The sequence below is a fragment of the Segatella copri genome, from assembly GCF_026015295.1.
GTDB lineage: Bacteria > Bacteroidota > Bacteroidia > Bacteroidales > Bacteroidaceae > Prevotella > Prevotella copri_C.
Window position 1 is genome coordinate 3684723 of the sequence record NZ_JAPDUW010000001.1, and the last position, 14146, is coordinate 3698868.

The window sequence follows — 14146 nt, forward strand, 5'->3', positions numbered from 1 at the left end:
AATGTGAGAAAAATGAGAAAATAAAACTTTTTTTGAAAATTTCTGCCGAAAAATTTGTTCAATTCAAATAAATGTATTACCTTTGCACCCGCAAATGAGAAATCAATTGCTTGGATGGCGGGATAGCTCAGCTGGTTAGAGCGTCGGATTCATAATCCGGAGGTCGAGGGATCGTGGCCCCCTCCCGCTACAAGATGAGAGACATCAACTTTTTAGTTGATGTCTTTTTTATGCTCTAAACTTTTCCACACTTATTCACTTCTCATAGATAAGTTATCCACATATGTGTTGATAACTATGTTATTCCGTTGGTTATCAGATGTTTTTCCTGTTGGTAACTGGTGTGGAAAAGATAAATATGAAAGATTTTCCGATGTTTTTTCTTGGTGTTCTCAGAATAAAATATTTGTAAAAAACTGACCAATGGGGCTAAAATACAAAAAAAAAGTTGTATATTTGCAGCGGTAAAGTTTTATTTTTAGGCATTTGTTGACTGCCTCTTCTTTATAAACATAGAAATTGTATAAGCTGTATGAAACGAAAATTACACCTTATTATATATGTAGCTATCATCGTGTTGCTGACCGGTTGTGCTCAGCAGCCTAGGAAGTATGTCATTGGCGTATCCCAGTGTTCGGAAGATACCTGGCGCGATAAACTGAATGATGAACTGAAGATGGGCGAGTATCTCAACGATTCGCTTATCGTGAAACTGGCTTCTTCCAACGATGATAATATGTTGCAGAATAAGCAAGTTAACCAGTTTATCGATGAGGGTGTAGATTTGCTTATCGTATCTCCTAATCAGCTGAGTGCTATATCCAAGGCTGTAGAGCGTGCTTACGATAAAGGTATTCCTGTGATTCTCTATGACAGGAAGACCAATTCTGACAAGTATACGGCATTTATCGGCTGCGATAACTATACGATAGGTAAATCGATGGGAACTTTTATCGCCCAGCAGCTTCAGGGAAAGGGCCGCATCGTTGAAATCAGAGGCTTAGAGGGCTCTTCGCCTGCTTTGGAGCGTCATCGTGGTTTTATGGATGCTATCAAGCCTTATCCTGGGTTACAGGTTGTAGCCTCGGAGGGAGGAAACTGGAAAGAAGAGGGTGGAATCCAGGCGATGAAACGCATATTGAAACAGACACAGGACTTTGATTATGTCTTTGCCCATAATGACTGTCTTGCCTGGGGAGCTTATGTGGCTGCCCGCCAGATGAGGGTAAAGCGTAACTATAAGTATACCGGAGTAGACGGCATGGCTACCGAAGGTGGTGGTTTGGAACTTGTGCGCGATGGTATTTTCGAAGCCTCTTATCTTTATCCTACCAAGGGTGACGAGGTCATAGCGCTTGCCATGAAGATATTGAAGCATCAGCCTTATGAACGCGACAATTATCTGAGCACTTCTATCATAACCCAGGCAAATGCTGCCCTTACATTGATGGAGGCTAGAGATGCCGAGCGTCAGACGCACAATCTGAAGACTTTGCATAAGCAGGTAAATCAGTATCTGTCTGATTATAACTCACAGAAAGTCATGCTCATAGGTCTGTGTCTGTTCCTCTTTGTTTGCCTCGCAGCTGCTGCTTTGATCTTCAGAGGTTATCTGATAAAGGTGAAACTGAACGAAACATTGGCTAAGACAAATGGCGAACTGAAGCGACTGAATGTAGAATTGGGTGAAAAGAATGGAGAATTGAAACGATTGAATGAGGAGGTCTTGGAACTCACTCATTCCCGTCTGGTATTCTTTACCAATATCAGCCATGAACTTCGCACGCCTTTAACCCTGATAGCCGACCCGGTAGAGATGCTGCTTGAAGATTCCGGCATCAAGGGCAAGAGCCGCGAACTCTTGAAGATGGTGCAGCGTAACGCCCTTGCTCTCCAACAGTTGGTAAGTAACATTCTTGATTTCCGTAAGATTCAGAATGGCAAGATGGAACTGAAACTCTATCGCTTCGACATTGTGAAGACCTTGACGACGTGGGTGGGCGACTTCCAGCTTACTGCCGAGCGCAAGCAGATCAGACTGCATCTGGATGTTGATGACTTGAAAGGGAGCCATGAAATGATTGCCGATCAGGAGAAGATTTCCCGTATCGTGTTCAATCTGTTGAGCAATGCCTTGAAATATACGCCTGCTGGTGGAGAAATCTTTGTTTCGCTGAAAGATGAAGGTGCCAATCTCCGTCTTGACGTGAGAGATACGGGCAAGGGTATCTCGCAGGATGAGGCTGATAAGATCTTTGAACGCTTCTTCCAGGCCAAGGGGGCTGCCAGCGGTACGGGTATTGGTCTGGCTCTGGTGAAATCTTTTGTAGAGTTGCATCATGGTGAGGCTAGGGTAGAAAGTGAACCGGGAAAGGGCTCTGAATTTATCGTTGTCATTCCTCGTGAGCAGGAGTGTGATTCACAAGTTATCCACAATGATGTGGATGTTGTGGATAACTCTGTAAATGCCTCTGCGTCAGATGGTAAGAATGTGGTAGATGAATCTGTTTTGCAATATATTGATGATGGAGACAGAAGTCGTGGAAAAGTTCAGCAGTTGGTAAGCGAGAATACCAATCGTCCTACTGTTCTGGTTATTGATGATAATACCGATATCCGTCAGTATGAGCGTACTCTTTTGCAGGATGTGTATATTGTTCTTGAGGCCGCCGATGGTAAAGAGGGTCTGGCTGTCGCCTTGAAAGAGGTGCCTGACCTGGTGATTTGCGATGTGATGATGCCTGTTATGGACGGATTGGAGTTTACTAAACAGTTGAAGACGAATACGGCTACCTCTCATATCCCTGTTATTATGCTTACGGCGAAGAACCTGGAGGAGCATCGCGCAGAGGGTTATGAGCATGGAGCAGATTCCTATATTACCAAACCATTCCACAGCAAGGTGCTTCTCGCCCGTATCGAGAATCTCTTGCGACAGCGTCAGCTCCTGAAACATCTTTATCAGGGGGCTCAAGAGGCTGAGAAGGAGATTTCTGAGTCTCATCTGGAAAATCGTGACAAGCAGTTCCTCAAGCAGCTTCAAGCCATTATCCAGAAGAATCTTTCTGATAGTGAGTTTGGAGTTGAGGATATGGGACAGCAGATTGGCTTAAGCCGTGTGCAGCTCTATCGCAAGGTGAAGGCGATGACAGGCTCTTCTGTTGTTGACTTACTCCGTAAGGCTCGCCTTGCCAAAGCTAGGCGTTTGCTCGAAACCCGGAGCATGAGTGTCTCTGAAGTAGCCTATGAAGTGGGCTTCTCAGCGCCGTCTTACTTCACAAAATGTTTCAAGGAAGAGTATGGAATGTTACCTGGTGATGTAGGTAATGTGATGAAATAGAGAGAAATACGCTATACCTGAAGTGTAAAATCTGTGAATATATGGATAAAAATCGTTCATTTCCTAGCATAAAAGGTACATTGTATCATTTTTATCACTATTTGAACGATAATTGTACCTGGGGTTCGCTGAAACTTACTATCTTTGCACCAGAATTTAGAAGTTTTAAATTGTTTCATGCAGAAATGGTTGCATTTTCATAAGGTTTAGGTTTTTAGGTTATAGGATTGAGTATTCATTAAGGTAAGTAGTTTTCTTTAAGGTAAAAAGTTTTGTTTTGGGAAATAACTAGTAATGAGAGAAAGCAGCTGTATAGACGGGATGTCTGACAGCTGCTTTTCGCGTATTATGGTTTGTTTCTTTTTAAGCGGGCATACTATAGCTTTTTAAAGGGGACTTATTCCCAATCTTCAAATTCCAGTTCCAGTTCTTTGTATTCGGGCTTGAAACTGCTGTTCTCCTTATCTTGCTTCCTGGCTTCTTCTGTTGAGGCGTTGCTTACGGACAGACCAAGCAGGCGGATGGGATGCGCTGAGGAGTAATCTACCTGTTTCAGCAGCCGTTTGGCAAGAGGTAGAATATCATCCTTCTTTTTCAGAACCTTTTCTTGCGAGATGCTTCGTGTTATCTGGGTAAAATCGGCAAACTTCACCTTCAGCGTCAGGGTTCTTCCTTCGAAACCGCTTTTGGCGATGCGCTCCAGCAGTTCGAGTACAGTATGGTACAGTTCGATAATCACAGCCGTTTTTAGATAGATATCTTCCAGGAAAGTCTGTTCGCAGCCTACCGATTTCCGTTCCCGGTAGGTGATGACAGGTCGTTCATCTATCCCCCTTGCAAAATCATAGAAGATGTGTCCGGCTTTTCCGAACACTTCTACCAGATGTTCTTCGGATACTTTCCTCAGGTCAGCTCCGTTGAAGATACCCATGAAATGCATCTTTTGCAAGGTTTTCTTGCCCACGCCCCAGAAATCCTCTACAGGCAGCTGGGCGATGAAATCGAGCGCCTTGTCGGGATGAATGGTGCAGATGCCGTCGGGCTTGCGGTAATCAGAAGCCACTTTGGCGAGAAACTTGCAGTAGCTGATGCCTGCCGAGGCGGTGAGTCCGGTTGCCTCCTTGATACGGGTTTTGATTTCTTTGGCAATATCCACCGCCAGTTCTATCCCTTTCTTATTCTGCGTTACATCAAGAAAGGCTTCATCTATGGAGATGGGTTCGATGAGGTCGGTATATTCCTGGAATATCTGATGTATCTGATGGGATATTTTAGCGTAATAATCATGCCGGCAGGGCACGATGATGAGGTTAGGGCAGCGCTGCTTGGCTTGAGCGATGGATTGCGCCGAATGAACGCCATACTTCCTTGCCTCATAGCTGGCTGTAGAAACCACACCACGAGGTCCGTCGAAGCCAACCGCTACCGGTTTGCCCCGAAGTTCCGGATTGTCTCTTTGCTCTACCGCAGCAAAGAAGGCATCCATGTCGATATGTATGATCTTTCGCTCAGTCATTCCTGCCTTATTTTTTCCAAAAGTACAAAAAAGATGCGTTTCCACAAAATCTAAGCTGTTTTTTATTGTTCGTTAACGTTTTCGGGTATTAGCCTACATGGCCCATCGAAACTGGCTGCGTTGAGCATCGCAAGTACTTGCGTTAGCCAACTCAAGTACTTGCGTTAGCCAACGAAGCTATCTGCGTCTGCTTCCTGAGTCGTCTCCGATAGCTTACGGAACCACTTGAGTAAGCTGAACCAAACACTTGACCTCACTGATTCAAGCACTTGACCTCATTAACTCAAGTACTTGAACTCATAAACTCAAGCACTTGACCTCACTGATTCAAGCACTTGAACTTATTAACTCAAGTACATCATGACACGCTCTTAATAGTTTGTAGTGATCTATATGACTCCCTTTGTCTGAAATAGAAAAGAGTTAGTTAAGAAGTAGAAAGTAGCAGAAAAGTGTGAAATTCCGTTCATGTAATAGCAATTATGTTACAATGAACGGAATTTTTTATTCGATGAAATGATTTTTTAAGCCCCTGTTCAGACCTTTATGTATTTTTGCAGCAGAAATCAAAACATTAACGCTAACAAATTAAACATTTAAAGTATGAACAACTTATTAAATGGAAAGAGCGCAGCTATGATGCTTGCACTTTCATTGGTAAATGTTACAGCAGCTTTTGCACAGGATGATAATTCAAGTGCTAAGGAAGAAGGTAATCGTAATGTGATGCTCAATGCAGCCAGTGCGAATGGTCCTCGTGAGATTCAGATAGGCTTGCCTTCTGCCGATGTCAACGTGTTGGAGAATGGTTTGCCTGTTACTTACGCAACCAATCCTCACTCTGTGAATACCATCTGGCGTGGCGATGCAAGTTTGAGCCATCAGGGTTTGCTCAAGATTGCAGAAACTGCCATCACTACTGGTAACATTGGTTATGCCGTGAACTCTTTTACCCAGAAGGGTCAGAAAGGATTCAATGGTACGCTGAACTATAAGAGCAATCATTTCGGATTGCAGGAATTCTCTTTGAATATGAATGGTGACTTGGGTAAGGACTGGTACTACAGCTTTAATATGTATCAGGATTTCGACCCGGGAACCTTCAAGATCAAGTCAACTCCTTATCAGGACCGTACTCAGATTTACAAGGCACTCCTCACCAAGAAGTATAACGGCAACCGTGGTGAGTTCACTGCCATGTATAAGTATGCCAATAGCCATAACGTGTATAGCTATGCTACCCAGAGTGCTCCATTTATCTATGTAGGCGATGGAAGCGTGAAGGAGTATGGCGATTTCAAGCTCGGAACTACCTCTTATCTTCCTGTAGATAATGATATGACCTATCGTGATATGCGTACTGGTGAGTTGAAGCAGACTTCTCTCTATGATGCCTGTCTGAACAAGACAAGCGAGGTAACCCTGATGAACAACTATCGTTTTGACAACGGTTTGAACTGGAAGGCTACCTTGAAGTACGATCACTCACGTGGTGCGATGGTTTACCAGTCACCAATGTCTATCATCGATTTGAAGAGTGATGCCAATAAGGGCGTAAATTATAAGTATCGCGATATCGATGGTGCTGTCAAGGCTTACAATGGTCAGTATGTACAGACCCGTATGTCTTGCCTCAATTCCGGAACCATCGATGAGGCTCTCTTCACCACCGAACTCAGCAAGAAATTCAGAACTTCCACCTTCCGCCTTGGCGTGAACGAGTGGTTCTACCATATTGATTATTGCTCAAATACAACCATGTATGACCAGAGTGTTCCTGCAGATGGCAGTTATGCCTTGCGAGTTTGGGATGCCAAGCGCAATGGCTATTTCTACGATTTCAACAAGAATGCATCTGAGTATTACAAGGGAAGCGAAAACAAGCTGGCTCTCTACTTCACTCACGATTGGGATGTCACCAACAAGTTGAATCTCTACTATGGTGCCCGTCTGGAGTGGCAGAAGCTGAAGGGTGAAAACGCAGCAGTGAAGAATGCAAAGGGTGAATTCGTAGGCCGTTTTGCCGATTACCATCTCGGTGCTAAGGCAGCAGATGGAACCGTGATTGCTCCGGCAGACTTGAGTTACAACTGGTTGAACTACGATTTCTCTGTAGCAGCAACTTATAAGTTGACCGATAACTTCGGCTTTACTGGCGATTTCACTTACATCGTTCAGCATCCTAAGTTCGAGGCTTTTGCCCCAGCTACATTGCCAAATACGGATAAGATTTCTGTGCCACTCGGTCGTGCAGGTATCTACTACAATAACTCATGGTTGAGTTTGACATCGTTGTTCTCTTACATCTCAAAGACCAACAACAACTCAACTCTGAATTTGCAGCATGGCAGTGAGATCAAGGCAGCTCCTATGGCTTACGATATTCAGACATGGGGTTGGACAACCGATGCTGTGGCTCATCCTTTCAAGGGATTCGATTTCCACTTCCTCTTCACTTATCAGAAGCCAACTTACAAGAAATATGAGACATCGGTTACCTTCAGTGATGGTACCCCTGGCAACATCAATGCCACTGGCAATATCGTAGCAGAGATTCCTCAGATTCTCATCGAGTTGGATCCAAGCTACATGATTACCAAGGACATCAAGCTCTGGACCAGCTTCCGTTACTTCAGCAAGACCTACGCCAACATCAACGAGGCATATTACTTCAACGGTCACTGGGAGACTTTCGGAGGTTTGAACTGGCAGGCAACCAAGCGCTTGGCTCTCGGCTGCACCGTAGTCAACTTCCTCAACCAGACTGGTGCCAAGGGTAGTATCGCAGGTGCCGAGCTGATTACCAAGGATGAGGCAAAGGGAATCAAGAACCAGATAATGACGGGTAGCTATCTTCGTCCATTCACTGTAGAATTCACAGCTTCGCTGAAGTTCTAATTAGTTCAAACATAATAAGATAAGGCAGTACTATATAATAATGTATAGTGCTGCCTTTTTCTTGTTTGGGTTTTGAACTTTGGAGAAAACGCTGTTTTCCATAATAAAATAGGTGAAAAGAGTGTTTTTATCAGTCATGATTAATAAAATAGAGGAGTTTTAGTGTTTGTCTTCCTAAAAACGTCCGTAAAAGAAAAGTTTTAGGAATCAATTCCTAAAACTTTCTAAATAATCGTACTTTTAGTATGTAGATTCCTAAAAAATATGTATATTTGCAGCATGACATGTAAAAATACAAAAATGAAGATAATAGAACGACATAACTATCTGAAAAAGCTGATAGCTTTCAAGGATAAAAAGCTTATCAAGGTGATAACAGGCATCCGCCGTTGTGGTAAATCGACCATTATGGAGATTTATCGTGACTGGCTGATAGCTCATGGAGTAATGCAAGAGCAAATCATCTATCTCAATTTTGAGGACTATGACTATTTTGAATTGCGAGACCCAAGAAAACTGTATTCTTATGTCAAACCTTTGATACAGCAAGATAAGATGACTTACATCTTTTTTGATGAGATACAGCATGTCACGGATTTTCCGGATATCATCAATAGTCTTAATTTGAAGCCAACAGTTGATTTATATGTGACGGGTTCGAATGCCTACATGCTTTCTAGCGAGATAGCTACACTCTTGGCTGGCAGGTATGTAGAGATTGCGATGCTTCCGTTGTCTTTCAAGGAGTATGCGGAAGGTATCGGTGGTACGGACCATCTTTCACAGACATATATAGAATATGTGAGCAAGAGCAGTTTCCCATATACATTGGAGTTGGATACGGCTAATGAGATTAGCGATTACTTGAATGCTGTTTACAATACGATAGTGGTAAAGGACATCATGAGTCGAAATAAACTTTCCGATGTGATGATGTTGGAGAGCGTGATACGTTTCACGGCAGATAATATCGGCAATATTCTCTCGACGAAACGTATTGCAGACTTGATGTCGGCTGAAGGGCGAAAGATTGACCAAAAGACAGTGGAGAAATACCTGTCAACCCTTTGTGAGTCTTTCTTCTTGTATGAAGTGAAGCGATATAACATCAAGGGTAAGCAACTCCTCAAAACTTTGGGAAAATACTATCTGGTGGATATTGGTTTGCGACGTATGTTGCTTGGCTCTCGCTCTTTTGATGCAGGGCGCATTTTGGAAAATATCGTTTTTCTGGAACTCTTGCGTCGGCAGAAGAAAGTGTATATAGGCAAGATGGATAACTTGGAGGTTGATTTTGTTGCTATTGACGAGAATGACTTAGCCTATTATCAGGTAGCTGCAACGGTAAGGGATGAGAAGACCTTGAAGCGCGAACTCGCTTCGCTTCAGCAAATCAAGGACCAATATCCCAAGTATATCTTGACGCTCGATGAAGACCCGACGGCAGATTATGATGGTATCAAGCGAATCAATGCGTTGAAATGGCTGATGGGGGAAGTATAGTCTTGTTGCCTCCAAGGAGATGTGAGGAAAAGAATCGTTCATGCACTGCAAAAGATGTTGCATGAACGATTTTTTGTATCGGATGAAACGAGATTTATATGATAATTCCTGCTTTATTCTTATCTTTGCAGCAGATTTAAACAATAATGCTAACAATTTAAAAAAGAAACGATCATGAAATCCAATTCAATGATTACCAAGGCTGCCTGCCTCATGTTGATGGCATCAGCTACAACTTCTGCCTTTGCACAGAAGATGAACATCGAACACAAGGGTGATACTACTATCATCAAGGTGGAGAATCCTACCAAGTATCTTCTTCTCCCTATCCAGGAAGAGAAGGATGAGGCCCAGGTTTTGCTCGATACAGGTTCTAAGGATGATACCTGGATGGACGTTCGCCTGGCTCAGAATGGTTCTGATTACTATGTGCCTTTCGCTTTGGGAAAGGGTAAGACTGCTACAGTCAAGATTCTTGGCTTGAAGAAGGATGCTTTGGCACTCAACTTGCTCAAGCTCAGCGATACATTCGACACCACCAACACCGATTACTATCGTCCATCTTATCACTTCACTCCGCTCTATGGTTGGATGAACGACCCTAACGGAATGGTGTATAAGGATGGTGAGTATCATCTCTATTTCCAGTATAACCCATACGGAAGTAAGTGGGGCAATATGCACTGGGGACATGCCGTAAGCAAGGACCTCGTTCATTGGGAACACCTCGATCCAGCCATCGCCCGCGACCCTGTAGGTCATATCTTCTCTGGTAGTTCGGTTGTGGATAAGAAGAATACGGCAGGTTTCGGCAAGAATGCCATCATCGCCATCTATACCAACAACAGTAGTGTAAACCATGATGAGGTGCAGTGCATCGCTTATAGCAATGACAATGGTCGTACCTTTACCAAGTACGAGGGCAACCCAGTGTTGACTCCATTCGATGGCTTGAAGGACTTCCGTGACCCTAAGGTGTTCTGGTATGAGAAGGGAAAATGCTGGTATATGATTGTTTCTGCTGATAAGGAGACCCGTTTCTATAAGTCAAAGAACTTGAAGAAGTGGACTTACGTGAGTGCCTTCGGTAAGGGTTTGGGTCAGCAGCCATGCCAGTATGAGTGCCCAGACTTCTTCCAGTTGCCTGTAAATGGTGATAAGAAGAAGATGAAGTGGGTGATGACCATGAATATCAATCCAGGTTGCTGGTTTGGTGGCAGCGCTACCGAGTATTTCGTAGGCGATTTCGATGGCAAGAAGTTTACCTGTCCTGATGCCCACGATGTGAAGTGGCTCGATTGGGGTAAGGATCACTATGCTACCGTTACCTTCTCTAACACCGGCGACCGAGTTCTGGGTATCACCTGGATGAGCAACTGGCAGTATGCCAATCTTACTCCGTTCAAGCAGAATCGTGGTGCCAACGGTTTGCCAAGAGAGTTGAAACTCTACGAGAAGAATGGCAAGTATTATGTTTCTGAAAATGTAGCTCCTGAAGTATATGCTTTGAGAAAGGAAACCAAGGATTTGGCAGATGCTTCTGTTGCCGATGCCAAGGATTTGAAGGGTGTTGCAGCCAATATGGAAGGTGCATTCGAGATTGAGGCTGATGTAACACCAGATGCCAACGGCATTGCCGGTATTGAGATTTCAAACAACAAGCGTGAGCGCACCCTGATTTACTTCGATATGAAGCAGGGCAAGGTGGTAATGGATAGAACTGAGAGTGGTTTGACCGATTTCGGCAAGCAGGCAGTTCCTCACGATATTGAGTTGGCTTGGGACAAGCAGCGTGCAGCTGAAGGCAAGGAGCCTGCCCGCATCGCTAACTCCATCAACTACAAGAACGATTTCGCTCTGGCTACCTGGGCTCCATTGAGTCTTTGCGAGGATGGCAAGAAGACCTATCATGTTGATATCTTCGTAGATAAGTCATCTGTAGAGCTCTTCGTAGATGGCGGTCGCATCGCCATGACCAACCTCGTCTTCCCTGTAGCTCCATACGAGAATGTGAAGCTCTACACCCAGGATGGCAAGGCTGAATTCAAGAATCTGAAGGTTCATAAACTTGGTTTGTAATCACGTAGATATTGTATGGTCGAATTGTAGGTTTAAATGTAAATAGTAATGAGTCGCAACCTGATAATATTTTAGGTTGCGACTCTTTTTTTCGGCTCAGGGGAGATTGTCCGTGGATAAAACAACCTCTGTTTCTTATTTACCGGTTTGCTGTTTCATTCCCTCAAAAAACTTTTGCTGCAATTGTTTGGCCAGTTGATTATCAGGGTTGAGTTTGAGAGCTTTCTCGTAATCCTGCATCACTTCCAGATAATAGCGTTGACCGTTTTGCCCAGGATTCTGTACGATGCGTACCATATAGAGAAAACCGCGAAGGGTACAGATGTCAGACGGGTCAGCATGCTTTATATTCTCCATCTTGGCAATAGTTTCTTCTGTCTCTTTTAGAAGATTTTCTGTTTGTGGAGCATGCGGATTCATCACGGAATAATTGAGACTTTGCAAAGCTATCTGAAATTTGGGCTGGATGCTATCAGGAAACATATCATCAATACGCTTCATCTCTGCAATACAATTAAGTATGCTCTCTGATGTCGGTTGCTGAAGTTTAGCAAGCGACTGTCCGATAAGTCCCTGCATTGTGGATTGCTGGGCATAGATAACTACAGATGTTGTCATGAAGAAGACTGACATCAATACGAATCGTTTAAAAGTTTGAAATGTCATATGCTTTATTATTTTTAAGTGAAACAAATATGCCTATATATAAAAATCTGTCTCTAGATGGAACTATCGAACGTCCGTTAGTATTATATCCGAAAATGTTTGTACGGCCGAGGATGTTGTTCAGAGAAGAATAGATAATGACCTTGGGACTTAGCAGATAAGTAAGGTTTATATCTACGCTATTATAATGTGGTGTCTTGCCAATAAGAAAATGACGTCCGCTTGCATACGATTCAGTCAGCCCGATGATTGCTTTGCCGAATGAATATTTTGCTGTCAATCTCAGATTATGCCTTGAGGCGTAGTCAGGTATTCGCTCCTCTGTGTATTCGTGATAGAATCGCTTGGAATCGTTGTAGGAATATGAAAATGCTGTGGTCAGATGTTTGAAAAGCGAATGCTCTTCTACAAAAATGTCTATACCTTTACTCTTTCCATATCCTTTCGGTTGGTAAATACCCTTTTCCCATAAAGGCAATCGCTGATATTTTTTCCAGTAGGGTTCTATTCGTATGAGTGTACCAGGCGACTTATATTGTATGGATAGGATAGCATGATCTGCCGTACTTTGTCCAAGAGATTTCTTGTTTGTTGCAAGAAAGTCATCTTCTGGAGTCTGGCTATACCGACCGGTAGCAAATGAAAGCTGAAAATTCTTGTTAGGAATATAACATAGTGTAGCCCTTGGCATAAACAGCCAGTTGGCATGAGCCATATATTCTGTCCTTGTCGAAATATTCAGGAACACATGGGGCTTCATCCTCCATTGGGCATCAATATGAGCAGCAAGAATATTATAATCCAACTTGTAGCAATCGTTTTCGTACTCCATGAGGCTGTTTCGCTGATAGTCCTCCATTCCTGCCGATATTTTTAGTGCATCCGAGCAAATTTTGCGTATTCCTGTTTTCAGATGTATCTCATTCCTGAAGTTGTAATATCGGTCACCAGCAATCTTCGCATCTTCTATATCGTTGAATACCGATGAGCTTGCCATACCACAAAAGAGCGTGTAGCCAGCACCCCACTGTGCCTTATAGGTTGTGTTGGCATAGATATTATTCTCTTTGAGCGAAAGGTTTTGGTTGTCTATATGCTGTCCTACAGATGTAAAATCATAGCCAACGTATGTTTTCAATATTCCGGCATTTCGGAACTCATTCTTGTATTGTGATTCGCCAGATAGTTTAAGATAAGGCTTGTTGAAATCAAGCCTTTCTGAAAATAACTGATTGTAGATTCCCAAACTTGTTAGTGCGGCATTAAAGGATAAGCTGCTGTGGGAATATGCCTTGGTGCCACCGATGTTCCAGTCAACCAATGATGCGCTGACTCCATATTTGTCACTTGTTGCAGCATCTGATGTTTCCATAGGGAGAACGGAGGAAAGTGCTTGTCCATATTCTCCGCTATATCCACCAAGAGAAAAGTTGATACCTTTAAATATAAAAGGAGAGAATCGTCCACGTACAGCAGTATCTTCTGTGTTTGTACTATATGGAACAAGGACGTGCATTCCGTTAATGAAAGTCTGGCATTCTTCGCTTTCTCCACCACGGACATAGAGCTTTCCATTTTCTCCCACTTTTTGAGTGCCGGGTAAAGTTTGCAGGGCTGCAACAATGTCCCCGCATGAATTACCTGCCATCACAACATCTAAGGCATCCATAGTCTTGAAGTTGTCACTTTTCCCGAAACTGTAAGTGCTGGCAGATATTACAACTTCTTGGATTGTCGTAGCTTTTTCTTTCATTTGGATAGAAAGATTATGTAACTTGCAGGCATCTGTAGTCTGCATATATTCTTCAAAACCAATCATGGTAATCTTGATAGACGCTTCTCCGGTTTTTGATGTGGAAAAGGAAAACCTGCCCAGAGAATCTGTCAGGCATCCATCAATTGTGCCCATGATGAAAACATTGGCACCAGCAAGCGGTTCCTGACCGCTTTTTACCATGCCTGATATGATGGTCTGTGCAGCTAGGTTGCAGACTGAAGTCAGCAGCAATGCGATATGTATTATTCGATGTTTCATGCCACAAAGATACTGCATGAAACTGGAGTTACCAAATTCTTAGGATATACAACTAAAACTTATGATAGAAAGCTAGTTAAGATGCCGAATAACTAAGTTGAAGGACAAA

General features: G+C 43.2%; 7 protein-coding genes and 1 tRNA gene. 5 read left to right on the plus strand and 3 right to left on the minus strand.

What is annotated here, in order from left to right; all coding sequences use genetic code 11:
* Nucleotides 1-116: 116 nt before the first annotated feature.
* Both ONT18_RS15320 and ONT18_RS15325 read left to right on the plus strand, forming a co-directional pair.
* Nucleotides 117-190: transfer RNA gene (locus ONT18_RS15320), tRNA-Met, on the plus strand.
* Nucleotides 191-532: 342 nt separating this feature from the next.
* Nucleotides 533-3340 (plus strand): hybrid sensor histidine kinase/response regulator transcription factor, encoded by a 2808-nt coding sequence (locus ONT18_RS15325; RefSeq protein ID WP_264906576.1) that lies wholly within the window; start codon nucleotides 533-535, stop codon nucleotides 3338-3340.
* Nucleotides 3341-3737: 397 nt separating this feature from the next.
* On the opposite strand, the gene dinB is transcribed toward ONT18_RS15325, so the two are convergent.
* Nucleotides 3738-4856, minus strand: coding sequence for a DNA polymerase IV (gene dinB / locus ONT18_RS15330; RefSeq protein WP_264906577.1), 1119 nt, complete (start codon nucleotides 4854-4856; stop codon nucleotides 3738-3740).
* Between the two features lie 639 nt (nucleotides 4857-5495).
* Here dinB and ONT18_RS15335 point away from each other — a divergent pair.
* From ONT18_RS15335 to ONT18_RS15345, 3 genes are all read left to right on the plus strand, one after another.
* Nucleotides 5496-7754, plus strand: coding sequence for a TonB-dependent receptor (locus ONT18_RS15335; protein WP_264906904.1), 2259 nt, complete (start codon nucleotides 5496-5498; stop codon nucleotides 7752-7754).
* A gap of 300 nt (nucleotides 7755-8054) precedes the next feature.
* Entirely contained in the window at nucleotides 8055-9257 is a 1203-nt protein-coding gene (locus tag ONT18_RS15340; protein WP_264906579.1) for an ATP-binding protein, read from the plus strand.
* A gap of 174 nt (nucleotides 9258-9431) precedes the next feature.
* Nucleotides 9432-11336: a GH32 C-terminal domain-containing protein gene (locus ONT18_RS15345; RefSeq protein ID WP_437183732.1), complete on the plus strand. Its 1905-nt coding sequence runs from the start codon at nucleotides 9432-9434 to the stop codon at nucleotides 11334-11336.
* A gap of 135 nt (nucleotides 11337-11471) precedes the next feature.
* Here ONT18_RS15345 and ONT18_RS15350 read toward each other — a convergent pair whose 3' ends face one another.
* Both ONT18_RS15350 and ONT18_RS15355 read right to left on the minus strand, forming a co-directional pair.
* On the minus strand, nucleotides 11472-12002 hold the full coding sequence (locus tag ONT18_RS15350) for a hypothetical protein (protein ID WP_153082304.1): 531 nt from the start codon (nucleotides 12000-12002) through the stop codon (nucleotides 11472-11474).
* The gene (locus ONT18_RS15355) at nucleotides 11983-14037 is read right to left on the minus strand and encodes a TonB-dependent receptor (RefSeq protein ID WP_264906582.1); all 2055 of its coding nucleotides are present in this window, start codon (nucleotides 14035-14037) and stop codon (nucleotides 11983-11985) included. The genes ONT18_RS15350 and ONT18_RS15355 overlap by 20 nt, the downstream gene beginning before the upstream one ends.
* Nucleotides 14038-14146 lie beyond the last annotated feature (109 nt).